Origin of the sequence: Sphingobium phenoxybenzoativorans, assembly GCF_001757355.1 — a bacterium.
Lineage (GTDB): Bacteria > Pseudomonadota > Alphaproteobacteria > Sphingomonadales > Sphingomonadaceae > Sphingobium > Sphingobium phenoxybenzoativorans.
In genome coordinates this window covers 101,923-128,209 of sequence record NZ_MINO01000002.1, presented here as the reverse complement: position 1 = coordinate 128,209, position 26,287 = coordinate 101,923, and the positions used below count along the sequence as shown (strand labels likewise).

General features: G+C 61.8%; 23 protein-coding genes. 8 read left to right on the top strand and 15 right to left on the bottom strand.

Features of this window, described 5'->3' with window-relative positions:
* Nucleotides 1–30: 30 nt before the first annotated feature.
* The 4 genes from BHQ40_RS02010 to BHQ40_RS01995 form a co-directional block, all read right to left on the bottom strand.
* Nucleotides 31–303, bottom strand: coding sequence for a hypothetical protein (locus BHQ40_RS02010; RefSeq protein ID WP_139139139.1), 273 nt, complete (start codon nt 301–303; stop codon nt 31–33).
* 71 nt (nt 304–374) lie between these two features.
* A complete protein-coding gene (locus BHQ40_RS02005; protein ID WP_070151649.1) occupies nt 375–2,378 on the bottom strand; it encodes a tetratricopeptide repeat-containing sulfotransferase family protein in 2,004 nt (667 codons plus the stop codon).
* Nucleotides 2,379–2,421: 43 nt separating this feature from the next.
* Nucleotides 2,422–3,765: an aspartyl/asparaginyl beta-hydroxylase domain-containing protein gene (locus BHQ40_RS02000; RefSeq protein WP_253183226.1), complete on the bottom strand. Its 1,344-nt coding sequence runs from the start codon at nt 3,763–3,765 to the stop codon at nt 2,422–2,424.
* The gene (locus tag BHQ40_RS01995) at nt 3,659–6,736 is read right to left on the bottom strand and encodes a TonB-dependent receptor domain-containing protein (protein ID WP_070151645.1); all 3,078 of its coding nucleotides are present in this window, start codon (nt 6,734–6,736) and stop codon (nt 3,659–3,661) included. Before BHQ40_RS01995 ends, BHQ40_RS02000 begins: the two co-directional genes overlap by 107 nt.
* Before the next feature lie 413 nt (nt 6,737–7,149).
* Between BHQ40_RS01995 and BHQ40_RS01990 the strand changes: the two genes are divergently transcribed.
* The gene (locus BHQ40_RS01990; protein WP_083276631.1) at nt 7,150–7,704 is read left to right on the top strand and encodes a hypothetical protein; all 555 of its coding nucleotides are present in this window, start codon (nt 7,150–7,152) and stop codon (nt 7,702–7,704) included.
* A gap of 3 nt (nt 7,705–7,707) precedes the next feature.
* On the opposite strand, the gene BHQ40_RS01985 is transcribed toward BHQ40_RS01990, so the two are convergent.
* From BHQ40_RS01985 to xseA, 3 genes are read right to left on the bottom strand one after another with little or no spacing between them, the layout of a single operon-like run.
* Nucleotides 7,708–8,625: a M23 family metallopeptidase gene (locus tag BHQ40_RS01985; RefSeq protein WP_083276638.1), complete on the bottom strand. Its 918-nt coding sequence runs from the start codon at nt 8,623–8,625 to the stop codon at nt 7,708–7,710.
* A gap of 2 nt (nt 8,626–8,627) precedes the next feature.
* On the bottom strand, nt 8,628–8,855 hold the full coding sequence (locus BHQ40_RS01980) for a DUF2093 domain-containing protein (RefSeq protein ID WP_070151641.1): 228 nt from the start codon (nt 8,853–8,855) through the stop codon (nt 8,628–8,630).
* Between the two features lie 31 nt (nt 8,856–8,886).
* Entirely contained in the window at nt 8,887–10,368 is a 1,482-nt protein-coding gene (gene xseA / locus BHQ40_RS01975) for an exodeoxyribonuclease VII large subunit (protein WP_070151639.1), read from the bottom strand.
* Nucleotides 10,369–10,376: 8 nt separating this feature from the next.
* On the opposite strand from xseA, the gene purD reads away from it, so the two are divergent.
* Both purD and BHQ40_RS26620 read left to right on the top strand, forming a co-directional pair.
* Nucleotides 10,377–11,657 (top strand): phosphoribosylamine--glycine ligase, encoded by a 1,281-nt coding sequence (purD, locus tag BHQ40_RS01970; protein ID WP_070151631.1) that lies wholly within the window; start codon nt 10,377–10,379, stop codon nt 11,655–11,657.
* A gap of 172 nt (nt 11,658–11,829) precedes the next feature.
* Nucleotides 11,830–12,681 carry a helix-hairpin-helix domain-containing protein gene (locus BHQ40_RS26620; protein WP_139139138.1) on the top strand — a complete coding sequence of 284 codons (852 nt, stop codon included), beginning with the start codon at nt 11,830–11,832 and terminating at the stop codon, nt 12,679–12,681.
* Nucleotides 12,682–12,760: 79 nt separating this feature from the next.
* Here BHQ40_RS26620 and BHQ40_RS01960 read toward each other — a convergent pair whose 3' ends face one another.
* Nucleotides 12,761–14,170: a porin gene (locus BHQ40_RS01960; protein ID WP_070151629.1), complete on the bottom strand. Its 1,410-nt coding sequence runs from the start codon at nt 14,168–14,170 to the stop codon at nt 12,761–12,763.
* A gap of 175 nt (nt 14,171–14,345) precedes the next feature.
* Here BHQ40_RS01960 and BHQ40_RS01955 point away from each other — a divergent pair, with 175 nt between their 5' ends.
* Nucleotides 14,346–15,410 carry a hypothetical protein gene (locus BHQ40_RS01955; RefSeq protein ID WP_070151628.1) on the top strand — a complete coding sequence of 355 codons (1,065 nt, stop codon included), beginning with the start codon at nt 14,346–14,348 and terminating at the stop codon, nt 15,408–15,410.
* Nucleotides 15,411–15,428: 18 nt separating this feature from the next.
* On the opposite strand, the gene BHQ40_RS01950 is transcribed toward BHQ40_RS01955, so the two are convergent.
* Entirely contained in the window at nt 15,429–15,773 is a 345-nt protein-coding gene (locus BHQ40_RS01950; RefSeq protein WP_070151626.1) for a DUF2794 domain-containing protein, read from the bottom strand.
* Nucleotides 15,773–16,483, bottom strand: coding sequence for a serine O-acetyltransferase EpsC (gene epsC / locus BHQ40_RS01945; protein ID WP_070151624.1), 711 nt, complete (start codon nt 16,481–16,483; stop codon nt 15,773–15,775). Before epsC ends, BHQ40_RS01950 begins: the two co-directional genes overlap by 1 nt.
* A 159-nt stretch (nt 16,484–16,642) precedes the next feature.
* Between epsC and BHQ40_RS01940 the strand changes: the two genes are divergently transcribed.
* From BHQ40_RS01940 to BHQ40_RS01930, 3 genes are all read left to right on the top strand, one after another.
* Entirely contained in the window at nt 16,643–17,431 is a 789-nt protein-coding gene (locus BHQ40_RS01940; RefSeq protein WP_070151623.1) for a sulfite exporter TauE/SafE family protein, read from the top strand.
* 39 nt (nt 17,432–17,470) lie between these two features.
* Nucleotides 17,471–18,415 (top strand): hydrogen peroxide-inducible genes activator, encoded by a 945-nt coding sequence (locus BHQ40_RS01935; RefSeq protein ID WP_070151621.1) that lies wholly within the window; start codon nt 17,471–17,473, stop codon nt 18,413–18,415.
* A 74-nt stretch (nt 18,416–18,489) separates the two neighbouring features.
* On the top strand, nt 18,490–18,888 hold the full coding sequence (locus BHQ40_RS01930) for a hypothetical protein (protein ID WP_070151618.1): 399 nt from the start codon (nt 18,490–18,492) through the stop codon (nt 18,886–18,888).
* Between the two features lie 9 nt (nt 18,889–18,897).
* Here the strand turns inward: BHQ40_RS01930 and BHQ40_RS01925 are convergent, their stop codons facing one another.
* The 4 genes from BHQ40_RS01925 to BHQ40_RS01910 all read right to left on the bottom strand — a co-directional run bounded on the left by BHQ40_RS01925 (nt 18,898) and on the right by BHQ40_RS01910 (nt 24,039).
* Entirely contained in the window at nt 18,898–20,214 is a 1,317-nt protein-coding gene (locus BHQ40_RS01925; protein WP_070151616.1) for an amidohydrolase, read from the bottom strand.
* Between the two features lie 67 nt (nt 20,215–20,281).
* Nucleotides 20,282–21,946 carry a hypothetical protein gene (locus tag BHQ40_RS01920; protein WP_070151614.1) on the bottom strand — a complete coding sequence of 555 codons (1,665 nt, stop codon included), beginning with the start codon at nt 21,944–21,946 and terminating at the stop codon, nt 20,282–20,284.
* Nucleotides 21,947–22,051: 105 nt separating this feature from the next.
* Nucleotides 22,052–22,837: a 3-hydroxybutyrate dehydrogenase gene (locus BHQ40_RS01915; RefSeq protein ID WP_070151809.1), complete on the bottom strand. Its 786-nt coding sequence runs from the start codon at nt 22,835–22,837 to the stop codon at nt 22,052–22,054.
* Between the two features lie 8 nt (nt 22,838–22,845).
* Nucleotides 22,846–24,039, bottom strand: coding sequence for a DUF3734 domain-containing protein (locus BHQ40_RS01910; protein ID WP_070151612.1), 1,194 nt, complete (start codon nt 24,037–24,039; stop codon nt 22,846–22,848).
* Nucleotides 24,040–24,215: 176 nt separating this feature from the next.
* On the opposite strand from BHQ40_RS01910, the gene ypfJ reads away from it, so the two are divergent.
* A complete protein-coding gene (gene ypfJ, locus BHQ40_RS01905) occupies nt 24,216–25,112 on the top strand; it encodes a KPN_02809 family neutral zinc metallopeptidase (protein ID WP_070151610.1) in 897 nt (298 codons plus the stop codon).
* A gap of 26 nt (nt 25,113–25,138) precedes the next feature.
* Here the strand turns inward: ypfJ and BHQ40_RS01900 are convergent, their stop codons facing one another.
* Nucleotides 25,139–26,167, bottom strand: coding sequence for an aldo/keto reductase (locus BHQ40_RS01900; protein WP_070151608.1), 1,029 nt, complete (start codon nt 26,165–26,167; stop codon nt 25,139–25,141).
* Nucleotides 26,168–26,287 lie beyond the last annotated feature (120 nt).

Genomic DNA, 26,287 nt, shown 5'->3' with positions numbered 1-26,287 from the left:
ACTATGTGTAAAACAGTTTGCCGAAAAGCCTTAGCAGCCATCGACACCGCAAGACTTGTTGGTCTGCATACGCTGCAACATTGCGCGATTTTCCTGCCGCTCCGTGTTCCACTCAGCCGCGGTCTTGCAAACCCGGTTACGCTTGAGCCGCGTACCCAGTTCCTCGGTGGTCTTGCAGATGACCCGATCGCTTTTGGCCTTGTCGCCAGCCGGATCGGCCTTCGCCGGTTCATCAGCAGCATGGAGGGATACAGGCGCAAGAACGATCATCGAGGCAAGCGCCAGTGCAGAAATACGAGCCATTTCATCACCCTTGAAACATCGGGAATTCGATTGGCAACATTATCAATGGGAATTCCGCGATCGGCAAGATGCTAGATGCTGTAGCCGAACCGTTCCACCCAGGGCTGAAGAACCGGCAAAACGGGGTTAAGGTGATCGCGATAGCGGGTCCAGCGGCCCGCCGCGCGGCGATATATAGGTTCAGTGACCTGCGCATAGCTTGCCGTGGAGATCAGACCTCGCGCCGCCGCTGTGCGCTGATGATCCAGTACCCCTTCCCGCCAATCCAGACCCAGATAGTCGAACAACGGCCGCAGTTCCGCCTCGCTGTCATTCACCATCTGCTCGTAGAATATGGGGTGAACCTGAATTGGGATGATGCTGCGGCAATGTTCCCAATATCCGAAACAGGCGTTGTAAAATTCTGCTGCAGTGCCGAGGTCCAGGAAATTCGACATCGCATTGTTCAATCGGAAGCTCGTGATGAAGCAGCTAAGCACCACGTCGCATGGATGTCGCAGCGCCAAAATGAATTTGGCGTCAGGAAACAGGCGCTGGATCAGCGGCGCTTTGGTCATATGCAAAGGCGATTTGTCCACGAGCAGGGCGCCGGGTCGCCGTTCGATATGGTTGGAAACCTCATGGAAGTAGAGCTTCCTTAGATCATCTACCTCCTCCCCGCTCAGGTCAGCAAGCCGGGCTATCCCGCCCAGCCGTTCCTCGACCTTCTGAAGCGTAGGGCGTTCCTCCAGCACCTGCACATTGTCGTGCCCCATCAACATGGTGTCGAGCAATGTCGTGCCGGATCGGGGAAAGCCTATCAAAAAGACCGGACTGCCCTCGCCTGCGCCTGGCGGAAGATCTCGCCAGCCCGCAAACCATTCCGGCGTCACGACGTCCCGGTCGGCCTGCAGTGCGGACCGGTAGCGAGCAGCGCGGACCAATGGTTCGGATGGGTCCTGCTTGAACAGTTCATTCATTTCGGTGAATGCCGCAAAAGCGCCGTCCGCGTCGTTCAGCCGGTCACGAAATTGCCCTTCCAACTGCGCCAGCCGGATTGGCTCAATGTCGCGGGGCACTTCCGCCAGAAAACGCAACCCTTCCTCGAACCGCTTTTCCCGGCGGCAGATAAGCGCCTGTAGAAAATGCGCCGTGCCCTGGTCGGCGCCAGCGGACTGAGCCTCAGAGAGCAGCACCGGAAGCTCATCCTCGCGATTCAGATGTTCTAGCAAGATCGCCAATTGGACAAACGCTCTGCCATGTCGCCGATCCATGTTCAGCGCCCGGCGAAGCGTCTTTTCCGCATCTGCAAAGCGCCATGCAGCCCCCTGCTCCTCACCCATTTGCACCAGCAAATCGATGTTGCCCGGCGAAGCGGCGACGGCTTTTTCGAGAACCTCCAGCGCCTCAGAATCGCGATACAAATGGCGCAACACCGTAGCCTGCTCCACCAGCGCCGTGGCGTCATCCGGTACCTTGGCTGTATAGCGGCTGAGAATGTCCGCTGCGGCAGTCAGATTGCCGGCGTTGCTGTAGGCCGCCGCAAGGTTGAGATGCACCGGGCCATTGGCGGGAGCCAGTGCCGATGCGCGTTCCAGTGCGGCAATGCCGGCATCCATTTCGCCGGCAGTCACCCTGGCGTTACCCAGATTATTCCAGCTTTCAAAATCATCAGGCGCGATAGCCACGACCTGTTCATAGGCGCTGGCGGCGGCCGCGTGATCGTCCGTCTGTTGCAGAATGAAGCCGCGGAGACGCCACATGCGTCCCGAAGGATCGTTCATTGCGCGTTGCTGCGTGCATATCTCCACCGCTTCGCCAAACCGTCCGCTGTCAATCATCGCAGTGGTCAGATTGGCGGCGATTACCGGGTCGTTCGGATTGCTGCGCAAAGCCTCGCGCATATGTTCGATGCCTGAACTCAGATCGCCCGCGCGGCAGCAAATCATGCCAAGCAGCGCGTGGATCGGCCCCTGTGAACCATTCTCCCTCAACGCCTTTTCGGCAAAAGCGCGCGCACCGTTAAGATTGCCGCGACTGGCGAGCGCCATTGTTTCTCGCAGCGCCGCCGCGACGGCAGGGGTGAGTTGCTGCAAGTCATTCTCCCATCAACGAATAGTGCAGAGACATATATGGGCTTTAGAGGGCGCCATTACCTCTGTTCTCATGCGCTTCAATCACGGCACGAACGCCAGCGCGCTCCTGCGCATTTAAGTCTGGATGCCAAATGTCACAAATAAACACCACGCGCAGCGCATCACTCTCATTCGCCGCCTCATGTTCGATCGTATCATCGAACAACCAAGCCTCGCCCCGTCGCCATAGACGCCGGTCCGCGCCAACGCGAAACCAGCAATTTTCCGGGACGATCAACGGCAGGTGGCAAACAAGACGGGTATTGGTGATCCCATGATGCGGCGGGATATGCGCGCCGGGAGCGAGCAGCGAAAACATCGCATTGGGCGAAACCTGATCGATGGCGGGCTGGGGCAGCGTCCTGAGCAGGTCCATCGTGAATCCGCAATGCCGGGCATTCGCCTCGACGATTTCGCCATTACGCACGAGGTGGATGGCGAGCCAGTCGCGCGAATGATTGAGCGCCTCCCACTGGCGTAGCGGCACGCCTTCCGGATACTGCACATAGGGCACCAGTTCCCTGCGTTCGGCAGCAGCAACGCGCGCAAAATCTTCGGCGATCCCTTCGGTCGCCGCTTCAAGCCGTTCGAGCCAATCGAACCGGTCCCGGTCGAAGAATTCGAACTCCGCAAGTCCGGGATAATGATAGTCGGTCGGTTCCGAATGATAGGTGGACGTAATACGCGCGACATTGGTGCGGAACCGGTTCAACCGTCTTGCGTCACCTTCGCTGGCTTGAGGCACGGCGTTGCCGATGGCCGCAGACAAATGCGCGTCTGTCTGCGCCTGAAAAGCGCGATATCGTTCCTGAGCATGGCGAACCATCGCGGCCATTTGCGGCGGTAGCGGTTCATCGGGCATTTGCGCCAGCGCGCGCCCGAAATGTTCGTCCGCATCCGGCGCCCCATGCCGTTCCAAAAGGCTGGCGTTCAACAACAGGGCAACGAAGTGCAGAGGCTCCAGCTTCAATGCTTCAGCAACTGCTGCAAGAGCCGCGGGAATATCGCCTTGCGCACGGCAGATCGCTGCGAGTTTCAACCAGAGATCGACATTGGCCTTTTCCCCTGAAATGGCCGACTGCAACAATCTGCGCGCTTGAGGAAAATCACCCGCAGCCGCTGCGCGATCGGCCTGAGCAGCTAGGGGCTGTGCGCTTTCCTGCAAATTCTGTCTCCGCGGAAGGCAAAGAAAAAGGCGGCGGCCCTTGGGACCGCCGCCTCTCCTTATCCCTGCATGACGCTTAGAAGTCGAGCGTGATGCCTGCGAAGATGTAACGACCAAGAGCGTCGTACACCGCCGGATAGGTGTTGCCGTTGCAGGGCCCGGTGGGGCACTGGTTGTTGGCACCGCTGGAGCGACCAGAGGTGACGAGCGGCGGCTGACGGTCAAGAATGTTGTTCACGCCCAGGCGGAACTCATACTTGCCAGCGAACCGGTAGCTGGTCGACAGATCGAAGTAGCTCTGTGCGCCAAGGCGCGACGAGAACGGATCGAACGAACCCTGCGTCGTCGAGCTGGGGTTGCGGAAGTCGACCTTGACCGGGCCGAAATAGCGCCACTGCAGCGAGAAGCCCAGACCGTTCGGCATGTCGAAGCTGGCGCGAGCCTTGTGCCTCCAACGAGCGTTCGGAGCCGACGGAACGCCACCGGCAGAGCAGGTCGAACCATAGTAACCAGCGCAGTCATAAGGCTCCGAGAGACCGTTATCGACATAGAATTTGTCGAGATAGGTGCCCTGGAAGTTCAGGCTGACGGTGCCGGTTTCACCGATGTCGTGCGAGTAGGAAGCACCGACGTCGATACCCTTCGTGCGGACGCCACCGATGTTCTGCTGCAGATTGGTGATGTAGCCATCGGACGTCAGCCACAGCGAACCGTTGACCGGGTTACGATTGATCAGGGCGCAAGCCGTCGGATCAGCCGTAGCGGTACAGAAGTTCACGATCGCGTCGGAACCGAAGCCCTGGATCGCGCCATCGACCTTGATGTCGTAATAATCGACAGTCAGGGCGAAACGCGGCAGGAAGCGCGGCTGGATCACGACACCCAGAGTCTTCGTGGTCGCCTTTTCGGGACGCAGCGTCGCCGTGCCACCGATCAGACCGTTATACTGGCCAGCCGGGTTCGGCGTGACGGTGTCGCCAATGGCCAGGCCCTGGGCAAGACAGCCAACGTCGGCTGCCGTGATCACGAAGCCGGAGCACGGATCGGTCGAACCATCGAGCGCGATGATGTTCGGAGCGAACAGTTCCTGCAGGTTCGGCGCACGCGCCGCACGGTTGTAGCTGGCGCGGAAGCGGATATCGCTGACCGGCGCGAATTCGATGCCGAACTTGTAGGTGTCGGTGCTGAACTCGTTGCCGTTCGAAATGCTGTACTTCGAGTAGCGATAGCCACCATTCAGGGCGAGCGTATCCACGAAGCCGTTCTGGACGAGCGGGATCTGGATTTCGCCGAACACTTCCTTGACGTTGAAGCTGCCCTGGATCGGCAGGGTCGGTGCACCCTGGCCGGTCAGGTCGCCGGTCGAGAAGGCCTGGTCGGTCTTCAGGTCCAGCGATTCCTTACGATATTCAGCACCCAGGTTCAGCGCGACGCCATCTTCAGCCAGCGGCGACTTGAAGCCATATTCGCCAAGCAGACCGGTTATCGACGCACTGACGACCTGTTCGGAGAGAACCGCCTTCTGGAAGCCGGTCGCCGACAGATAATCGATCGAGGCCTGCGAAGCGGGCGCACCAGAGAACACGTCGTAAGGCACGCAGTTCAGATCCGAGCCGCTCAGGACCGAGCGGCAGATCGGCTGACCGAAAGTCGCGCTACCTGCACGGGTGTCGGTAACGGCATCCAGTGCGTTGGTCAGGCGAGCAACCGAGAACTCGTTGGAATAGACCTGCGAGTAGTTGGTGCGGCCATACTGATAATAGGCATCATAGGACCAGGCAGGCGACAGATCGCCCTTCGAACCGATGATCGTGCGGAACTGCGTGTGCTGAAGGTCAGCGATACGGGGGCCGCCCTCGACGTTACGACGCAGCAACTGCATGAAACCGCGGTTGTAGGTCGCACCGGTCGTCGGATCGATGAAGGTGCTGGGAGCGAAACCGGGATTGGACACGTTGGTCAGCGGGAAGCTGCCGAGATAGCCGTTCACCAGATTGTCCGCGCTGAACAGAATGTCGCGCTGCTGAGCCGAGATTAGCGGGTTGTCCGAGTTGATCTGCAGCGTGTTGCCGAAGTCACCGGACGGCGCGATCTGCGCCAGCGTCCGGTCGTCCATGAACATGAACTCCACATAAGGCTTGATGGAGTCATTGATTTCATAGTTCGCGAAGAAACCGGCGGTGTAACGCTCGTCAGGACGCTGATAATAGTTGGTCGGCGCGAAGTTGTAGCGCGTCGGTCCAGGCAGCAGCGTGCGGTTGGGGCCGAAGTTGAAGAAGGTCGACGTGCCGTCCGCATAGGCAACGATGTTGCCCTCGGCCGAAGTCGCCGAACCGCCGCACTGCAGCGCAGTCGCGGTATCCTGCAGCGTACAGGCGCTGTAGTCGCGACGATCCTGCGTGATCGCCTTGACCTTGCGATAGCCGGCATAGGCAGTGATATGGCCACGGCCGTCATCGAAGTCGGTGCCGACAGTCGCCGACAGGTCGATCGTGCCACCGTCAAGGACGCTGCCGCTCGGATAGCTGTAACCGTCAAAGCCGGCCTGCTGACGCGCATCGAGCAGCGGCGGAACCACCTTGTTGCGGTTGTTGTGCTGATACATGCTGTACTGGGCGTCCAGACGGAAACCCGTATAGTCGGTATCAATCATGAAGTTGACAACGCCGGCAACCGCGTCCGCGCCGTAAGTCGACGATGCGCCGCCCGTCAGCACTTCAATGCGCTTGATCAGGGTGGCGGGAATCGCGTTCAAATCCGCCGAGGAGTCAGCGGGATCGCCCGGCATCAGGCGGCGGCCGTTGACCAGAACAAGCGTACGGGCCACGCCAAGACCGCGAAGGTCGACGGTCGCCGTGCCGGTTGCGGCGTTGGACACGCCGCTCGACTGGCCAGCCGACACCGACGGCAGAGTGTTCAGAAGATCTTCAACGCGGGTCGTGCCCTGTGCACGGATATCCTTGACGTTGACGACGGTGACCGGAGCGGCCGACGTCAGGTTCGCCTGCTGAATGCGCGAACCGGTAACGATGATCGCTTCGCCTTCGGAGGCGTCATCGGCGGTCTGGGGGGCGTCCTGCGCAAAAGCAGGCATGGAGATGAGCGCCGCACCAAAAATGGCAGGTGCAACGGTCGAGCGCAGTCGCGCCGTCATAGATATTTTTTTCACTATCCAGTCCCTTGCTCTGGAGTTGTGACAGGCTTTTTTTGCCTGCCCCAATTTACTTGCGTTCAGGATGGAGTGCCCGACAGCGTGACATCCCAAACGGCTGCGGCGCAATCTGCGCGGGCGCACAACGGCTGTAAAGCGCGGGAATGGCTGGTTTTTGCTTTTGCACGATCGTGTAGCAAATTTACCACATGCCTGCCCATTGACTCAAAATCTTAAGGTTTTGCAATTTTGTTGTTACAAAAAATGCGAATTCGACAGGAAAAGTCAGGCTTTTGGCCCAGATAGTTTTTTGCTTGCCCAAGCCATTGCCGCGCACCACGCTTGCCTTGGTCTAGCGGCCCGTCCCCATTTGCTCCTATAAGCGTCCGCAGCGTTGCTGAATGTGGAGGACCGGGGTGCAGAAGGACAGAATAGCCACCAGGATCGGCGCGACATTGGTGTGCGCCGGCATTGTGCTGGCAATCCCCGTACAAGCCGCGCAAAAAGCTCCTCCCCGCGCATTGAGCAAACTTCTGGACTGCCGCGCGATCACGGATTCAGCCGCCCGTCTCGCCTGCTATGACGAACAGGTCTCCGCCATCGAATCGGCGACAGAGAAAAATGAAGTCGTCGTGATGGACAAAGAGGATGTGCGTCAGACCCGCCGATCCCTGTTCGGCTTTTCCATGCCGAAGCTGCCTTTTCTGGGCGGCGGTGATGACGACAAAAATGACGATGAGGACGAAAACCGAGTCACGCAAATCGATGACACAATCAAAAATCTTCGCGCTATGTCCTATGGCATCTGGGTATTCACACTTGAGGACGGATCGCAGTGGCAGACAGCCGATCCAATGCCCTACGGCACGCCAAAGCCAGGTTTGAAGATCAGCATAAAACGCGCAGCGCTCGGCTCTTACAAGGCCAGCGTCAACGGCTGGCCAGCGGTGAAGATCAAACGCGTCGGGTAATTGCTAGTCGCTGGGCATACCGGGATCAGACGCACCAGCGCCCGGCATCGGCCCCGTAAGCAGCAGCGGGTCGATACGCGCGTCGTTCCATTTCAATCCCCAGTGGAGATGCGCACCGGTCGCCCGGCCAGTGCTGCCCACCGCACCGATCAATTGCCCCTTCTTCACCGCCTGCCCTTCCTTCACGTCTATACGCGAGAGGTGCAGGAAGGCGCTGTTGAGACCGGCGCCATGATCGATCATCAGCAGATACCCCTCCAGCGTGAAGGGCGCAGCGGCGGCGAGGATGACGACGCCATCGGCGGGCGCAAGCACCGGCGCGCCCGTCGCGGCGGCGATGTCGATGCCGCCATGATAGGCCCCAGGCTCCCCGCGATAGATGCGCTGCGCGCCGAACAGGCCGGAGATGCGGCCGGTGCGTGGCCATATGAACCGCTGACGCCATCCCTGACTGCCGGTCTGGACGGCGCGGGCAGCCGCAATACGGTCCAGTTCCGGCTTGCGGATTGTCATGAAGGCTTCGCTGCTGGCGACCGGGCGCAGGGGGGCATCGACCCTCTCCAGCCGCCAGGCGCGCGGGAGGACGTTCAGCGATTTGGCGATGCTTGTTCCGTCCGCCAAGCGCGCGGACAGCGTGGCGACAGGTCCCGCATCACGGTCGAAGGCGATCAGAAAGCGCCCGTCATCAGCGACGGGAACCGTCATGGCGCCAAAGCGCAAAGCCACTGTGCCGCTCGGCGCAGTGCCTATGACGGCACCGCCCTGGGTGATTGCGCCTTCAAAGGCGAAGTCAGTCCGGGATGGCTCCTGGGTGATCTTGACCTCTGGCACGCTGGCGATGGCTGGTTCCGGTCCAGCCTGCCTGGGCGCCGCACATCCGGCGAGAAGGCCAAGGACGGCAAGTCCCGGCGCTATGCGCATGTTCACCCCGGCAATCCGCGCGCGGCCCGGTCCTTGATCTCCGCCTCGACCGAAAGTTGCGCGGTCGCATAGGCTTCCTGCCGCGCGATGCTCCAGTATCGCAAATCCTCCAGCGGGATACGCGCGCCGCTGACCGCGCACACCACATGGTCCCCGGCGGTCAGCACGCGAAAGCTGTACGCCATGTAATGAAGCCGCGCCGGCGGACGTTCGCTGTTGGACATGAGCATAGGCGATATTCCGGTCCGTATCTGTGGCAAGTCAGGTGAACAAGTCCTGCTGCCGCGTCTCATCAGGAGCACGCGGCTTGTTGCGCGTGCCTTGCTTATGTTCCGATATATCGGCCGGAGGCGCTTTCTCAACCCCACCGCCGATGCTGGCGGGGGTTTCGCCGTCTTGGAAGTGCAACATAACGTGTCCTGCCGCCTTGGCGTCATGCACACTCCTTATCAGTTTGCCGCCCGCCATCACCCTGGCGAAGCCGCGCGAAAGCGGCCGGTCGGGGTCCAGCGAAACCGCCAGACGCCACAACCGGTCAAGCGCCTGCCGCCCGTCAGCCAGCGGACGGGTCAGCATTTGCGGGCGCAGCCGCGCACCCTGCAACCGCTGCCACTCCCGCGCGAGGCGGTTCTGCAGGAGGATGGGGCGAAGCGCACCGCCCGCGTCCGACAATTCCCGCCGCGCGTCGGTAAGGCGATGGCGAAGCCCGCGCCCCAGCCGTTTACCCAGATCGTCAGCCCTCTGCCTTTGCGGCGCGAGCAGCGTGTCGGGGCGAGGCATCAGGCGGACCTGCGTTTCCAGCCGCTCTCGCGCCTGCCCCGCACCGCGCCGCACAGCCCGCCCAGCGCGCAGACCGCTTTCGGTCAACATCGCCAGCAGCTCTGCGCGGACCGGCACCGCCATTTCGGCGGCGGCGGTGGGCGTGGGCGCGCGTACGTCGGCCGCATAGTCACACAGCGTCGTGTCGGTCTCATGCCCGACGGCCGAAATGATCGGGATGCTGCACTCGGCCACGGCACGCACCACGGCTTCCTCATTAAACGCCCAGAGATCCTCGATCGACCCGCCGCCACGCGCGACGATCACCAGATCGGGACGCGGCACTGGACCGCCGGGGCGCATCGCATCAAAGCCGCGCACCGCCGCCGCCACCTGCGCCGCCGCGCTCTCGCCCTGCACCAGCACGGGCCAGACCAGCACATGCGTCGGGCAGCGATCCTCCAGCCGATGCAAAATGTCACGGATGACCGCACCGGTAGGCGAGGTCACTACGCCAATCACCTTGGGCAGAAAGGGCAGCGGGACTTTGCGCGCGGGATCGAATAGCCCCTCCGCGCCGAGCTGGCGCTTGAGTTTTTCGAGCAGCGCCATCAGCGCGCCCTCACCCGCCAGTTCCATCCGATCGATCACGATCTGATATTTCGACCGGCCCGGATAGGTGGTGAGCTTGCCGGTGGCGATCACCTCCACGCCATCCTGCGGCGAAAAGGCGAGACGCCCCGCCCCGCCCTTCCACATCACCCCGTCAATGACGGCGCTGTCATCTTTCAGCGCCAGATAGAGATGGCCGGACGCCGCGCGCTTGAACCCGGAAATCTCGCCGCGCAGCTTCACATGGCCGAAGCGATCCTCAACCGTGCGCTTCAACATGCCTGACAATTCGCTGACACTCAGGGGGGGTGCGTTGTCGCCGGGGGTTTCCTCCGCTAACAGGCGGCCGGCGGGATCATATTCAGGAGACATGACGGGCGATGAACATCCTTTTGCTTGGCGGCGGTGGGCGCGAACATGCGCTGGCATGGCGGATGGCGCAATCGCCTCTGCTCACGCAGCTTTACGCCGCGCCGGGCAATCCGGGCATAGCGCAGCATGCGGAGCTGGTCGATATCGATCCGGCCGATCATCGCGCCATCCTCGATTTCTGCATCCGCCATTCGATCGGCCTGGTCGTCATCGGGCCGGAAGCGCCGCTGGTTGATGGCCTGGGCGACAATCTGCGCACCATGGGCGTGCCGGTGTTCGGCCCGGACAAGAAGCCCGCCCAGCTTGAAGGATCAAAGGGTTTTACCAAGGACCTGTGCAAGCGTGCGAATATTCCGACGGCCGGTTACGAGCGGTTGACGAGCAAGGATGGCGCACTCGCCGCGCTCGACGATTTCGGCCTACCGGTCGTCATCAAGGCGGATGGCCTCGCCGCCGGAAAGGGCGTCATCATCGCCATGACGCGGCAGGAGGCCGAGGACGCGATCGCCGAGATGTTTTCCGGCGCGTTCGGCAAGGCCGGCGAGGAAGTGGTGATCGAGGAGTTCATGACCGGCGAGGAGGCAAGCTTCTTCGCCCTAACTGATGGCTCTACGGTCATCCCCTTCGGCTCCGCGCAGGACCATAAGCGCGTCGGCGATGGCGACACTGGCCCAAACACTGGCGGCATGGGCGCGTACAGCCCTGCGCCTGTCCTGACCCCGGAGCTGGAAGCGCGCGTCATGGCGGAAATCATCCGGCCGACCGTGGACACGCTGGCGGCGGAAGGCATGCCTTACAGCGGCGTACTCTATGCCGGGCTGATGCTGACCGACGCCGGGCCGAAACTGATCGAATATAACGCCCGGTTCGGCGACCCGGAATGCCAGGTGCTGATGATGCGGCTGGAGGGCGATCTGGTCGAACTGCTGCTCGCCGTGGCGCAGAGCAAGCTGGCGGAGCATGGCCCTGTCACGCTACGCGATGAGACGGCACTGACCATCGTCATGGCGGCGAATGGCTATCCCGGCACGCCGGAAAAGGGCGGCGCCATTTCCGGCCTGGATGGCGCTGAGCAGGATGGGGCAAAGGTTTTCCATGCCGGCACCGCGCTAAAAGATGGAAAGCTCGTCGCCAATGGCGGGCGCGTACTGAATGTCACAGCGACCGGCGGCTCCGCGACACAGGCGCAGGCCATCGCCTATGCCGCCGTTGACCGGATCGATTTCCCGACCGGCTTCTGCCGCCGCGACATTGGCTGGCGCGAGGTGGAACGCGAAAAGGCGGGATGATGCCAAATCGACGGCAGGAATGACTGTAAAACAGCAACTTACCGTATAATTTGCGCCGAAGGCCCGTCAGTCGTCCCATTATGCCGCATGAACCCTTGCCTTTGCAGGGCGTTGCATGTGGACTCGGCCGTTCATCCCGCTATCATTCCTAGTTCGGGAAAGGATTATCCACATGAGCACATTTTTTGCCGACTATGGCCTGTGGCTTCTGATTGCGCTGCTGATCATCATCGTGCTGTTCTTCTTCCTGTCAGGCAAGAAGGACGCCGCTCCACCGTCCGAAACGATCAAGCCAGCCGCCACGGAAATCAAGCCTCCGGTGACCAGCAAGGCCGCCGCGGAACCTGCGCCAGCGCCCGAACCGGCAAAGGCCGCCGAACCCGCCGCCGCGCCTCCCCCTGCGAAAGCGGCCGCTCTGGTCAGCGAACCCGCTCCGGCCGTGAAAAAACCAGCCGCGAAAAAGGCGGCGGCCGCAAAGCCGGTTGTGGATGCACCCGCCCCTGCCAAGACGCCCAAAGCTGCAGCCAAAACAGCTAAGGAGCCGGCAGTTCCAACGCCTGCTCCAGCCGCTGAGAAACCAGCCCCCAAGAAAGCCGCCGCGCCGAAGGCGGCCAGCACAGCGCCCGCCGCCGCACCCGTTGCAACGCCCGCCGCAAAGCCTGCAAAACCCAAGGCTGAGGTGAAACCGAAGGCGGAGCCTGCCGCGGCGGCAGCCAAGCCCAAGGCGGCTCCAAAGAAAACGGCTGAACCCGCGGCCGCAAAGCCCGCGCCCGCAGCGCCTTCAGCGCCCGACGATCTGCTGCTGTTGAAGGGTGTAGGTCCCAAGCTGAATACGATGCTCGTCGACCTTGGTGTCACCAGCTTTGCGCAGATTGCGGGATGGACCGACACAGACCTCGCCAAGATCGATGCCCAACTGGGCGCGTTCAAGGGCCGCCCGGTCCGCGACCATTGGGTCGATCAGGCAAAATATCTCGCGGCTGGCGACATCGCCGGTTTCGAAGCGAAATACGGGAAGCTCTAGGCTTGGGGTGGCTTGCTCCTGCGACAACAGGAGCAAGCCGGCTTTCCTCAATTCAGGCCGGACCTTTCAGGGCTGGCCGTCAGAAATCCAGTTCGGCCCGCACACCCATCACATCGACGCCGTAGTCCGCGCGGGTTCCTGCAAGGATTGCGGCGTCGTCATATCTGATGTGCGCATAATTCATGTTGAAGCGCAGATAGTTGATCGGGGTCCAGATGATGCCGGCGATATAGGCGTTCTGCTTGCCGCCGGTAATGCCCATGTCATTCATATCCAGATAGTCATAGCGCAGATTCACCTGGATCGCGCCCGGCCCACCCTTGCTGACCGGATTTTTGGGATCGGCCGTTCCCATGATGCCGGCCTTATAGGGCCGGGAATCGCCCTTGGTGATATAATAGCCAATCTCCGCATAACCGCCGAAGAAAGTGGGATCGGCCAGGCCGGGACGGAATACCCGCAACCAATGCGCCTCGCCAGCGACATGCCATTGCCCCATAATCGCTCCGGCCTCAGCGCCGTAATGGCTCTCCCCCTCTGCGGGAATGGCCTGGGTCGAAAGGAAGCGGCTGTTGATCGAATGCAGGAACGCCCGCTGGCGGTACCGCTGCGGCGTTTCCGACAAGCGTTTGAAATCGCGCCAATGATAGGAACCGGCGAGATGGAGCTGCACCGGTCCCAATTTGGGCGCGAACACCAGCCGCCCGTCGAGCCCAAAGCTGTTATTTTCGTCGCCGCCATTGGGACCGTCGCTGGCGTTGGTGAGGGAGTCCGCGCTGTCGGAAAAGATGCCGCCCTGCGCGAAGATCGGGCCGTTCTGATATTGCACGGAAAGGCCCAGGCGGCGTTCAAATCCGAAAGCGTCGGTGAACGCGGCGCGCTCCATCACCGATCCGGCGGTGTCGCTTATCAACTCGTCCAGCGACTGGAACTGGTTGTGATTGCCAAGCGTAACCAGCCACTTTCCATGCTCATAGGTGATATAGGTGTCGACCAGATCGACGGTATTGTCGGAAAGCTCCGTCTCCAGCTTATAGCCGAACCCGCCGCCCAGCTTGCCCTCGCCCCCCAGGCGCAGGCGGCGAAGCTCATTGGAGAAACCGACCGCGCGATCATTAACGCTCTTGGGCGCGGAGACATAGCCCGCATCATATTGGATGCGCCCCTTCACCTTGAAGCTGGCGTCTCCACGGCTGAACAGCGGCGATCCCTTCCAGCCGATCTTGGTTTCGGGCTGGGCCGCGCTGGCGACCTGAGCGGGCGCCGGCGTTCCGGGCGCTCCACCGGCGGCGCCAGCGCCGGGAGTAGGTGCGGCCGCCGCGGCTTCCACGCCGTCCAACCGGGATTCCAGCTTCGATACCTGCGCTTTCAGCGCTGCGATTTCGGCACGCAGTTGCGCGGCCTCCTCGGCGCTCAACCCTTGCGCCATAGCAGCATGCGGCCAGGCGAGAGCAGCAATCGCGGTCGCTCCGAACAATCTTATACGCATCTATATCTATTCCTTGTCCGGTTGTCCGGCCGTGTCCGCGCTGGGCAATTATGACTGTATTGTTTCCGTTTCGAGGAATTTTAATGACAGTTTTATTGCAATCACGGCGCGCCGCATGTGTATTGCTATATCAACACACCCCTGCTATCTTCCGGCCAAAGAGAGGAAATCGGCCATGTATAGCGAGAGTGACCTCCAGAATGCCGTGGAAGCCGGAGCCATTAGCGCCGAGGCGGCAGAGGCGCTTCGCGCCCATGTTTCCCGGCTTCGCGCGAGTCCCCTGGTCGATGAAGAACATTTCCGGTTGCTGACAGGCTTCAACGATATTTTCGTGACTATTGCTGCAACGATACTGCTTGTTGCGGTGGGCTGGCTCGGAAACACGGTGCGCCTTGGCGCGGCGGACTATCAGCCGTCCGTCGCATCCGGCCTGTTCATTGCCGCCGCGTCCTGGGGCCTGGCCGAATATTTCACGCGGCAACGGCGCATGGCGCTGCCCAGCATCCTGCTGCTCCTCGGCTTTGCAGGCGGCGTCACCTTTGCATTGGCCGCGCTTGTCTTGCAGGTCGCGCCTGATCCCGCCCCCCGCGCCGGTGGACTTCTGGCATCGGGGATCGCGCTGGCGACGGCCATCGCCATCTGGTTCCACTGGAAGCGCTTCATGGTGCCGATCACTGTAGCCGCAGGGGCGCTGGCGGTCGCGGGCGTGGGCATAGCGCTTGTCTATGCGGCCATACCCAGGATTGAGGGCGCGCTTTTCTGGCTTGTTCTGCTGGCCGGGCTTGGCATCTTCGCCGCCGCGATGTGGTGGGACATGAGCGACCGGGGCCGCACGACCCGCCGGTCCGACGTCGCTTTCTGGCTGCACCTCACCGCCGCCCCGATGATCGCGCACAGCATGTTCCACCTGCTCGGCGTATTCGATGGCGAGATGGGCGTTGGCACGGCGATAACGGTATTGCTGCTCTATGTCGCCTTCGGCCTCGTCGCTCTGGCGATCGATCGCCGGGCGCTGCTGGTATCCAGCCTCGCCTATGTGCTCTATGCCCTATACGCGCTGATGGAACAGGCCGGAGCGGTGGAATTGTCCTGGGCGTTCACCGCGCTCATCATCGGCTCGGCGCTGCTGCTGCTGTCCGCGCTATGGCATAAGGCGCGAAAGCTGGTGGTGGAGGGATTGCCTGAGGATATTCGCGGCCGCCTTCCCTATCTGGACCGGGAGGCGGCGGTAAAGGCCTGACGGCGGCCCCTCGCCGACCTATTCCTCCACCAGCCGCATCAGCTTGCGTTCCACGGGCGCTAGAACCGGTCCCAGATCCGCTCCGCGCTTCAGCACTGCGCCGGCCTCGCCGATCAGCGCCCACATGCCCTGACGGTTGCGCAGCGCCGGCCGTTTCTCAATGCGATATTCCGGCCGCTCGGCCGACCTGCGAAATGCGGAGAAGATCGCCGCATCCTTGCCCAGATCGATGGCGTAATCCCGCCAATGTCCGGCGGAAACCATACGCCCGTAAAGGTCCATGATCCGCATCAGTTCCTGCCGCTCAAACCCGGTCTGCGCCGGTGTTGCGCCATGGGCAGGGAACGGCGTGACATTGGTCATCAGGCGCGACCGCGCTCCTTAACGGGAGCCGGGGCGGGCGCTTCACGCTGCGCCTTCTCCTCGATCAGTTCGGCCAGGCGCTTGCGAAGATTTTCCACTTCGCACTGGAGCAACTCCAGCTTCTGCGTGGCCGGGTCGAAACTGTCGCTGCACGGCGTGCCATAGGGGACGAACTCGCGCTGATAGGCGGTGACGTCGACCAGCACCTGGCGTGCAGGGATGCCGACCATAGTCGCGCCCTCCGGCACAGCCTTGGTCACAACCGCATTCGCGCCAACGCGCGCGCGCGCGCCGACCACGATCGGCCCAAGCACCTGCGCGCCCGACCCAATGATAACGCCATCGGCGATCGTGGGATGCCGCTTGCCTGCAATGCCGTTGGCCGGGTCCGTGCCGCCAAGCGTGACATTCTGGTAGATGGTAACGTCATCGCCGATCTCGGCCGTCTCCCCGATCACCGTAAAGCCATGATCGATGAAAAGATTCCGGCCGATCTTCGCACCTGGATGAATGTCGTTGGCCGTCAGAAAGCGCGACCAGTGATTGACGGCCCGCGCCAGAAAATAGAGTCGGCGGCGATACAGGGCGTGCGCAATGCGATGATAGGCCAGCGACCAGACGCCGGGATAAAGCAGAATCTCAGCGCGCGAACGCGGGGCGGGGTCCCGCGCCTTCACCGAATCCAGATATGCAATCAGCCTGTTGAGCATAAGCCCGCCCTTATCCCTGAACAGACCGGATAATAGTCATTGCCCCTTAATAATTCCAGATGGGGTCGCTATTTGCCTTCTGATCCCCCAAGAGAAACTTGCTTGGAGGCTTTTGGAAAGCTAAGCAGAGAAGTAGACAATTACGGCCTAGGGGAAGTCATGCTTGATTCGCTTGCCGCGCATGCGGCATCCATCAATTTTCAGGACATCCTTCCTTTCATCCTTGTGGGGTTCGGCGCGCAGATGGTCGATGGCGCGCTCGGCATGGCTTATGGCGTGATTTCCAGCACCCTGATGCTGACGATGGGCGTCCCCCCCGCTGCGGCCTCGGCCGGTGTGCACGCGGCCGAAACATGCACGACGGGCGTCTCGGCGATCAGCCATATCTGGCACCGCAATGTGGACTGGAAACTCTTTTCCCGGCTGGTCATTCCCGGCGTCATTGGCGGGGTGCTTGGCGCCTATGTGCTGTCGAACATCGACGGTGGTTTCATAAAACCATTCATTCAGGCTTATCTTATCTGCATCGGCATCTGGCTGATCTGGCGCGGTTTCCATTATCCGCCGCAAAGCCGCAGCCCGAAGATCGTGACGCCGCTCGGCCTAATCGGCGGCTTCATGGATGCGACAGGCGGCGGCGGCTGGGGTCCGATCGTGACGTCCAACCTGTTGATCCAGGGGGCCAGCCCGCGTCACACCATAGGCACGGTCAACAGCGTTGAATTTGTGCTGACCCTCAGCATCAGCATCGCCTTCATCTTCAACATCGGCCTAACCGCGTTCACGCTTGCCACCGTCGGCCTGCTGATCGGCGGGGTGATCGCGGCCCCGTTCGGCGCCATGCTCGCCCGCCATATCGCGCCCCGCGTTCTGCTGACCGCAGTCGGCATCATCCTGACGCTCACTTCGCTGTTCGGCTTTGCCAAATGGGCTGGATATATCGGGTAGAGCGATTATATTTAGACATTCAATCGAAGGGATCGATGAATGTCCAGTTACATGCCCACCCTCAAGCAATTGCAATATCTTGTTGCGCTCAAGGAACAGGGGCATTTCGGCAAGGCTGCGGACGCCTGTTTCGTTACCCAATCGACGCTTTCGGCCGGTATCCGCGAACTGGAATCCCTGGTCGGCATCACGCTGGTCGAACGCACGCGCCGCGTCGTCCGCTTCACCGCATTGGGCGACCGGATCGTGGAGAAGGCCCACCGCGTTCTGCGCGAAGCGGAGGAACTGGCCGCCATCGCCCAGGCGTCCGGCAAGCCCCTCTGCGGCGAATTGCGCATGAGCGTCATTCCAACCATCGCCCCTTTCCTTCTTCCCAGGCTGCTGCCCCGCCTGCGCACGGATAAGCCGGAGCTGAAACTCTATCTGCGGGAGGAAACCAGCCATGCGGCGGTAGAATCCCTTCGCCACGGCCATGTCGACTGCGTTCTGCTGGCCTTGCCCTACGCCACCGGAGAGGTGGAGAGCGAACTGTTGATGTCCGACGCGCTGTTCGTCGCCTTCCCGAAAGACGATCCGCGCGATCCGCCCGCCGCCATCGCGCCGGAAATGATCGATGAAAGCCGCCTGCTGCTGCTGGAGGACGGGCATTGCCTGAAGGATCATGCGCTCGCCGCGTGCAACCGGCCCGAATTGCGCGCGGAGGCGACGATGATGGGCACGTCCCTCCATACGCTGGTGCAGATGGTGGAAAATGGCCTCGGCCTTACCATGCTGCCGGAAATGGCGATCCAGGGGGGCATTTTGAATAACACGCATATTGTCGCCCGTCCGCTCAAGTCGGAGCATGCCCGGCGCGATATCGCTCTCGTTTGGCGCAAGAACAGCCCAAGGGGTGAGGAGTTCAGGATGCTGGCCGACATATTGCGCGACGCCGCGTCCGTTCCACGGAAGCAGGCGAAGGAAAGGACGCCCGAACCCGCCTGAGCCGGGGCGCTCACCAAATCTTTACCGTGACGGCGCGATAAGGGCTGCCTTTTCCACCATGGTCCGGTCTGAAGATGTATAAGAGCTTCGCCATCATCACCGTGTTGATCGCGCTCGCCGTAGGCGCATTCGCCGGCAACCTGCCAACGGGCGGCGCGGACAATGCGACGAATGCGTCGGAAGAAGCCGCATCGAACATGGTTGAGCAAGCCGCCGCTCCACAGGCCGCACCAATGCCCCGGCCTTCGCAGACGCCGCCTGCCGACCCTTCCGCACCGCTGGCCAGTGCTTCCGCGCCGACGCTGGTGCTGGACAGCTATACGACACCGCCGGAGCAAAAGGCTCCTACCCAGCCGGCCGCCCAACCCACCACTCCCAGGACAGCCCCGGAAATCAACCCGATTCCCACGGGCGACAAATTTCCTCCCGGCAAGATACTGACGAGCACTTTCCAGGCGGACAGCCGCAAATAAGCTTGCCGCCTATTTCTTCTTCAGAATATCCAGTGCCAACACGGTCATAGCCTCCGCTGCGGTCGGAATGACCTTTTCCGCTTCCGGCGCCCAGAACGGGCTGTGCAGGGATGGCAACGCCTTGCCTTTCGCCGCCTCCGCCATTTGTGCGGATGGTACGCCGCCGACCCAGAAGATCAGGCTCCTGATCGACTTGTCCTCCCGCCAGAAGCGGCCGAAATCCTCGCCACCCATGACCGCCGGAGCCTTCACCACCGTTCCCGGCGGGAAATGCCCCCGCAGCACTGTCGCCATCTGCTCGGCAAATTCGGGCGGATTATAGGTGGACGGAGTAAATTCGTCCTGCACGGTCACCACGGGCATCTTGTCCTCCGGCATGCCGGACGCGATAGCCTCGCCCCGCGCGATGCGCTTGATCCCGTCGATCAGCTTCGCCCGCGTTTCGTCCGAATAGCTGCGCACCGTCAGCAGCAATGTCGCCTCATCGGGAATGATATTGTGCTTGGCGCCGGCGCGGAAGCTGCCGACCGTCACCACTGCCGGGTCATGGGGGTTTTGCTCCCGGCTGACCAATGTCTGCAGCGCCATGACGATCTTCGCGCCCAGCACGATCGGGTCCTTTGTCGTCTGCGGATAGGCCCCGTGCCCACCCACGCCCTTCACGACGATATCGATGCTGTCGACATTGGCGAGCGCCGGCCCCGGCGTGTAGGCAATCCGCCCGGCCTCGAAATTCGCGGCATCATGAAAGGCGATCGCATGGGTTGGACGCGGGAAGCGGGTATAAAGTCCGTCCTCCAGCATCATCCGCGCGCCCTTCCCCGTTTCCTCGGCGGGTTGCAGGATCATGACCAACGTGCCCGACCATTTGTCCTTCATGGAGGTCAACAGCTTCGCCGTCTCCACCCAGGCAGTCATATGCGTGTCGTGGCCGCAAGCGTGCATGACGCCGCTCTCTATGCCGCCCGCCGTCGTCGCCTTGACCTTGGACGCGAAGGGAAGACCCGTCTGTTCCACCACTGGCAGCCCGTCCATGTCGGCACGGATCAGCAGCACCGGTCCCGGCCCATTTTTCAGCACCGCAACCACGCCGGTCCCACCGACCTTCTCGGTAATCGTGAAGCCCATCGCCTTTGCACGCGCGGCAAGCTTAGCCGCCGTGTTCACCTCCTGTTGGGAAAGCTCCGGGTTGCTGTGCAGGTCCCGGTAAAGCTCCATCAGCCCGGGCATGTCGCCCTTGATCGTGCCGGCGATATCCTGGGCGATGGCAGGCGTCGTGAATATGAACGGGACGGCGGTCAGAACGGCCGTGAAGGTGTGGCGCATCAATGTCTCCCTTGCTTGGAAAGCAGAATAGGGAGCGCCGTGCGGGATGCCAGCGGGAAAAGGCCCCTCAGTCTTCCGGGAAGCAGGAGAGCGCGTCGGTGCCTTGGCTGCGGGCGTTTGTCAGGCAAAGGCGAAGAGCGTCGAGTCTGGACCGGGATTCGATTTGCGATTGCTGGATGTCCGCCAGACTTTTCTGCTTGTCGGAAAGATCGAAGCGTAAAGATATGAGCTGCGCGGGGACGGAGACGATTGACGTCAACACCCGGACCGGCAGACGGACAATCTCCATAACCTCACTCGGCCTGCTTGCGCTCCAACTCGTCAGCATGCCATTTTCAAAGGCGACGTCGTCGGTCGTCTTGACGAATGCGGAGGATCGCATCGGGATATAGGATATTCTTCCCGCCTGCGGCAACGATACGATCGCCGCATCGACTGGCTGGCCGATTTCGGAGCACGGCCCCGTCGCGCACTGCCGAAGCTGCAGCAGGACCGGGGCTGCCGTCCGGTAGAAAAGCGCGCCGGCACTACCCGGCCCTGCAACGTCCCTCGGCGGCCCGGCATCGCCACCACCACCCTGAACCGCCACGTTGAACGGCCACCCCGCCGCGTGCAGTTCCCAGTTCAGTGCATTGAGCGTGCCCTCGGGAAAAGGGTTCTGCTTATCGAATTTCGCGGCCATGTCCGTTATACGGGAGCGGGCATCCCCATCAGCCTCCGCTATTGCCTCTGGAACGGAGGGGGCGGGCGCGTCGCCTTCAAATACAAGTCCCGAACCGTCTTGGGCGGGCGCTTCCTGATGACTCGACTGCTCTGCAGAATGCGCTGCCGGAGCGGCCTCTGTCGCATTTGCCTCAGGCGGTGGGCTTGCGTCCGGCGCAGTCGTCGTTTCTGGTGCCTGCGCCGAAAATGGCGATCTTGGTGATTGACTGAATCCGACTGCCTGCCCCGCATTCACAGGGTCGAACAAGTAGACGAATTTGGTGATTTCAAGCCGCGTCGCACAATCCGGCGCAGAAGCTGGCTTCTGGCTAGGCATGCTGAATAATTGACCGGATTCTCCTCCGACAGGGATGATACCGAGCCCGCTCAATGCACCCGCAAGCTCTACGATAATGTCTCCGGTCCGGTCGGTCGCGACAGCCTTGCCGGACGACAACAGGCCGTCCTTTGTCACTGTCAACGTACCATCATCATCACGCAATATGTTATGGGAGAAGTCCGCCGTGAAAGGCTGCGCCGGATCGGCCACGGCGTCCATCAATTCCATCTTGGCGCTGTAGGTGAAGAGACACTCGCCTCCGGTGGCCTTCATCTTCCCAATCAGGGCGTCGGCTTCATCCAGTTTCGCCTTGGCGGCCTTACCCTCCAGGTCTGCGACCGTGACCGCAGCCTGCGCACTGTCCCGCTTTGCCAGCGTAGGCTCGAACGCTTTGGACGTATCGGCTAGATGGCTAAGTTCCTGCTTCCACTTTTCCAAATCCGCCTCTGCGGCCTTCTTCGCGGCGTTCGCCGAGTCCAGCGCGTCGCTCGCATCGCTTTTCTGCTTGTCGATTTCCTTCTTAGTGACGAGCTTGCGCTCGGCGGAAAATTTCACATCTCGCTTGGGCAGATAATAGGCGACTCCTTCCTGTCCCCCGATGCTTCGACCATCCTTACTCGTGACGGTCGCACATCCACCCAGAAAAGCGACGATCGAAACACCTGCTGCCAATGCCTGAAAACGCGCCATGTCCCCGCCCCCCAATAGCCAGCACAACCAGGGAGAGGGTCACCGATTCGCGCATCGCAGACAAGGCGACACTGGTCCGTTTCGGGTGAATAACGATTGGCTGGCCTACTGCGCCGTCCACCCGCCATCGACGGAGATATTCGCGCCGGTAATGTTGCTGGCCGCGTCTCCGCACAGGAACAACGCGATTGCAGCCACCTGTTCGGATGTCACGAACTGCTTGGTCGGCTGACCGGCGAGCAGCACGTCATTCATCACCTGCTCGCGCGTCATGCCGCGCGCCTTCATCGTGTCAGGGATCTGCGCCTCCACCAACGGAGTCCAGACATAGCCAGGAGAGATACAGTTGGCGGTGACGCCGAATGTCGCCAGCTCCAGCGCCAGCGTCTTGGTGAAGCCGGCCAGGCCGTGCTTCGCCGTCACATAGGCGCTCTTGAAAGGCGAGGCAGTCAGCGAGTGCGCCGACGCCGTCTGGATGATCCGCCCCCACTTCTTCGACTTCATATAGGGTATTGCCAGGCGCGAGGTGTGGAAGGCGCTGTTCAAGTTCAGCGCGATGATCAGGTCCCATTTGTCGATCGGGAATTCCTCGACCGGGGCGACATGCTGCACGCCTGCATTATTGATCAGGATATCGACGCCGCCGAACGCCGCCGCAGCCTCCGCCATCATCGCCTCGATCTGGTCCACTTTGGTCAGGTCATGACCGCTGTAGAGCGCCCTCGCTCCGCTGATCGCCTCCAGGCCGACGCGCTCCTTCTCGATCGCATCCTTGTCGCCGAACCCGTTGATGACGACATTCGCGCCCTCCCCGGCCAGCGTCTTGGCATAGGCCAGACCGATGCCGGAAGTGGAACCGGTGATGAGGGCGGTCTTGCCAGCCAGCGACATGCCTTGGGTCATATGCTCTTCTCCGTTAGATGATCGTGCCGGTCGAGATCAAACGCCGCGCTCTCGCCGTTCAGGATGTTCTGCGCCAGGATATCGCCCTTGCACATCACGCCATCCACCGCGTCCCGCCCCTGCTGCCAGTGATCGAGCATGGTCGCGCGCGAAAATTCGAAATCGCGCGCGCCGCTTTCCCAGTTGCGGCTGCGGTAGATCAGATGGACGATATTGACCGCCTCGTCGCGCAGCGTCTCGCACACCGCCTTGATCTTCGGATGGTCCTGCATCTCCGGCGGCAGGGTGCGCAGTGCATCGCGCACCATCTTATGCTCGCGCCGCATGCGCAGATACTGATCGGTGACCTGCCGGGTGCGGCTGGAATATTGGATATCCTTCTGCCGCGAATAGACGTCTGTCAGTTCCTTCGGCAGCGGTCCTTCGGCCGGGAAAAGATCCACCTGAAACGCCAGCGTATCGCCGCTGGCATGGTCGAGCACATGAGCAAGCGGCGTGTTCGACACGATGCCGCCGTCCCAATAATAGCGGCGGCCGATCTTGATCGCCGGAAAGCCGGGCGGCAGCGCGCCGGACGCCATGATGTGCCGCGCATCGATCTTCGTATTCGCGCCGAACTCGCCATCCCGTCCGCGCGTGTCGAAATAGACGAAATCGCCGCTCTGCACATCGACCGCGCCAACCGACAGCCGCACCGGGCCGTCATTCAGCAGCTTCCAGTCGATCAGCTCGTTCAGCGTCGCCTCAAGCATGCCCACATTGTAAAGGCTGGTGGCCTCCGGCGATCCCTCCGGCATGAATTGCGGGGGTATGATATGGGGGCGGAAGAAGCCGGGTACGCCGAACATCGCGACCGCGCCGGCGGCCGCCAGATGCGCAGCCTCGCGGATATGATCATTCTCCGGTATCCAGAAATTCGGCATGCCGCCGCTCACCAAGTCCCAGAAACGATGCAGCCTTTCCATGCGCCGTTCGGGCGGGTTGCCCGCGATGATCGCCGCGTTGACCGCACCGATGGAAATGCCCGCAACCCAGTCCACCTCGATCTTCAGATCGTCCAGCCGTTCATAGACACCAGCCTGGAACGATCCCAATGCGCCGCCGCCCTGCAACAGCAGCGCAACATTGTCCGGGAGAGGAACGGGGGCGTTCTGCCCCTTGAAGCGGCGGGTGGGGTCGATGTCAGCCAAGGCGGGGGTCCTTTCACGCTGTTGCAGTGCAATATAAACCGTCCGCGTGACAGTTCCAATGAAATCCCGGTAATAAATCTCAGATAGTCATCGCTGACCGTCCAAGCGCGTTTACCCTGTTCGCCCCCGCCGCTATGTCCTAAGCTTGGTCAAACCAAGCTCCGGGAGACTCCTGCATGCGCCTCGACAACGAACAGGAAAGCACCAATTTCGAGGTGCAGGGCCGCGGTAGCGGCGGGTTCGGGGGCTTTGGCGGAGGCGGCGGCGGTGGGATGCTCGGCCTGTTGCTGCCGCTGATCAGCAGCCGCTTCGGCTGCATGGGGATCGTCGTTGTCGTCGGCATCATGCTGGTGATGGGCGTCAATCCGCTATCGCTGCTGGGCGGCGGCACCGGCATGGCCCCGACACAGCAGAGCGCGCCTGCCAGCAACGATCCGCAGCAACTCACGGAAATTCAGCACTGGTCGCTCAAGGTGCTGGGGTCAACCGAGCGGACATGGGGCAAGCTGTTCCAGCAATCGGGCCAGCAATACCGGCCAACCATCCTCTCTTTCTATTCGCAGAGCGGCACATCGGGGTGCGGCGCGGCGCAATCAGCGATGGGACCATTTTATTGCCCGACCGACCAGAAGGTCTATCTCGACACCGATTTCTTCGAAGAACTGCGCCAGCGTTTCGGCGCGCCCGGCGACTTTGCGCAGGCTTATGTGATCGCGCATGAGGTCGGCCATCATATCCAGAACCTGGAAGGCACGCTGGGCGACGTGAACAAACGCCAGCGTTCGGTCAGCGAAGAACAGGGCAATGCCCTGCAGGTGCGGGTTGAGTTGCAGGCCGACTGCTATGCGGGCGTCTGGGCCAAGGACACCGGCCTCATGGAACAGGGCGATCTGGAGGAAGGCATGACCGCTGCCCATGCGATTGGCGATGATACGCTCCAGAAGGCGGCTGGCCGCCGTCCGGTTGAGGCCAGCTTCACCCATGGCAGCTCGGCCCAGCGGATGGAGTGGCTGCGCAGGGGCCTGTCCACCGGCGACCCCTCGCAATGCGACACGTTCAAGGGCGCTATCTGAGGGGCAAAGTGGCGTGAGCCCCCGCGCTACCTGCCCAGCGCCTTTCTCGTATCCTGATCGGCCATCTTCTCGGCAAACCAGTTGGGATAGACCAGCGGTAACGGCGTTGCATCGTCCAGGGTTTTCAGTTCCTCCGCGGTCAATGTCAGTGTGGCGACGCCCAGATTGTCCTCCAACTGGTGCGGCTTGCTGGCGCCAAGGATCACACTCGTCACGGCATTGCGGGTCAGCAGCCAGGCAATCGCCACCTGGGCGACGCTGGCGCCATGCGCCTGCGCGATCGGCCGCATCTGTTCAACCAGCGCAAAACCCTGCTCCTTGTCGAACGGCAGCAGGTCGAAGCCGGACAGGCGGTTTTCGGGATCGCTGAGCGTCTCGCGCGTATATTTCCCGCTCAGAAAACCGGCGGCCAGCGGACTCCAGATGGTCATGCCCAGCCCGTATCGCTGCATCATCGGGATGATGTCGCGCTCAACGTCGCGGCCCAACAGCGAATAATACATCTGGCCGTGGGTGAAGGGCGCAAGGCCGTTTGCCTTCTGGATTTCCATGGCGGCGGCGACTTTCCACGCGGACCAGTTGGAAAAGCCCAGATACCGCACCTTGCCCGACCGGACGACAGCATCCAGCGCCTCCAGCGTTTCCTCCAGCGGCGTGAAAGGGTCCTCGCGGTGAGCGATATAGATATCCAGCCAATCCGTCCCCAACCGCTTGAGGCTCTGGTCGACCGACCACAGGATATGCCGGCGCGACAGGCCGGATTGCGTGGGCGAAGGACCGGATCGGAAACCGGCCTTCGTGGCGATCACCACATCCTTGCGGCGGCTGGCCAGCGCCTTGCCCAACAATATTTCTGACTCGCCGCCAGCATAACCGTCCGCCGTGTCGAAGAAATTGATCCCGGCATCCAGCGCTTGGCCCACCAGTTGGTCGGCCACCTCCTCCCCCACCTTGAAGATCGCGCCATTGTCGCGATTGCCCTGCGTAAAGGTCATCGCTCCGAATGCGAGCCGCGAAACGATAAGACCGGTGTTCCCAAGGGTGGCGTAGCGCATCGACAGTCTCTCCTGATGGGTTGTGATCCGGTGATTTGGGGCAAGACTAGGCAAGACATTGCATGCAAACAACCCTCATCACGCCACTTGAAAACAGGCCGTCGCTGTTGTTAGGATCAA

Bases quoted from the DNA above. Each gene is read 5' to 3' on its own strand.
- BHQ40_RS01955 (WP_070151628.1), top strand. From the start codon at position 14,346: ATGTATAGCGAGAGTGACCTCCAGAATGCCGTGGAAGCCGGAGCCATT.
- ypfJ (WP_070151610.1), top strand. From the start codon at position 24,216: ATGCGCCTCGACAACGAACAGGAAAGCACCAATTTCGAGGTGCAGGGC.
- BHQ40_RS01925 (WP_070151616.1), bottom strand. From the start codon at position 20,214: ATGCGCCACACCTTCACGGCCGTTCTGACCGCCGTCCCGTTCATATTC.
- BHQ40_RS26620 (WP_139139138.1), top strand. From the start codon at position 11,830: ATGAGCACATTTTTTGCCGACTATGGCCTGTGGCTTCTGATTGCGCTG.
- BHQ40_RS01995 (WP_070151645.1), bottom strand. From the start codon at position 6,736: ATGACGGCGCGACTGCGCTCGACCGTTGCACCTGCCATTTTTGGTGCG.
- BHQ40_RS01935 (WP_070151621.1), top strand. From the start codon at position 17,471: ATGTCCAGTTACATGCCCACCCTCAAGCAATTGCAATATCTTGTTGCG.
- epsC (WP_070151624.1), bottom strand. From the start codon at position 16,483: ATGCTCAACAGGCTGATTGCATATCTGGATTCGGTGAAGGCGCGGGAC.
- BHQ40_RS01915 (WP_070151809.1), bottom strand. From the start codon at position 22,837: ATGTCGCTGGCTGGCAAGACCGCCCTCATCACCGGTTCCACTTCCGGC.
- BHQ40_RS01985 (WP_083276638.1), bottom strand. From the start codon at position 8,625: ATGCGCATAGCGCCGGGACTTGCCGTCCTTGGCCTTCTCGCCGGATGT.
- BHQ40_RS02010 (WP_139139139.1), bottom strand. From the start codon at position 303: ATGGCTCGTATTTCTGCACTGGCGCTTGCCTCGATGATCGTTCTTGCG.
- xseA (WP_070151639.1), bottom strand. From the start codon at position 10,368: ATGTCTCCTGAATATGATCCCGCCGGCCGCCTGTTAGCGGAGGAAACC.
- BHQ40_RS01960 (WP_070151629.1), bottom strand. From the start codon at position 14,170: ATGCGTATAAGATTGTTCGGAGCGACCGCGATTGCTGCTCTCGCCTGG.
- BHQ40_RS01920 (WP_070151614.1), bottom strand. From the start codon at position 21,946: ATGGCGCGTTTTCAGGCATTGGCAGCAGGTGTTTCGATCGTCGCTTTT.
- BHQ40_RS01980 (WP_070151641.1), bottom strand. From the start codon at position 8,855: ATGCTCATGTCCAACAGCGAACGTCCGCCGGCGCGGCTTCATTACATG.
- BHQ40_RS01950 (WP_070151626.1), bottom strand. From the start codon at position 15,773: ATGACCAATGTCACGCCGTTCCCTGCCCATGGCGCAACACCGGCGCAG.
- BHQ40_RS01930 (WP_070151618.1), top strand. From the start codon at position 18,490: ATGTATAAGAGCTTCGCCATCATCACCGTGTTGATCGCGCTCGCCGTA.
- BHQ40_RS01940 (WP_070151623.1), top strand. From the start codon at position 16,643: ATGCTTGATTCGCTTGCCGCGCATGCGGCATCCATCAATTTTCAGGAC.
- purD (WP_070151631.1), top strand. From the start codon at position 10,377: ATGAACATCCTTTTGCTTGGCGGCGGTGGGCGCGAACATGCGCTGGCA.
- BHQ40_RS01900 (WP_070151608.1), bottom strand. From the start codon at position 26,167: ATGCGCTACGCCACCCTTGGGAACACCGGTCTTATCGTTTCGCGGCTC.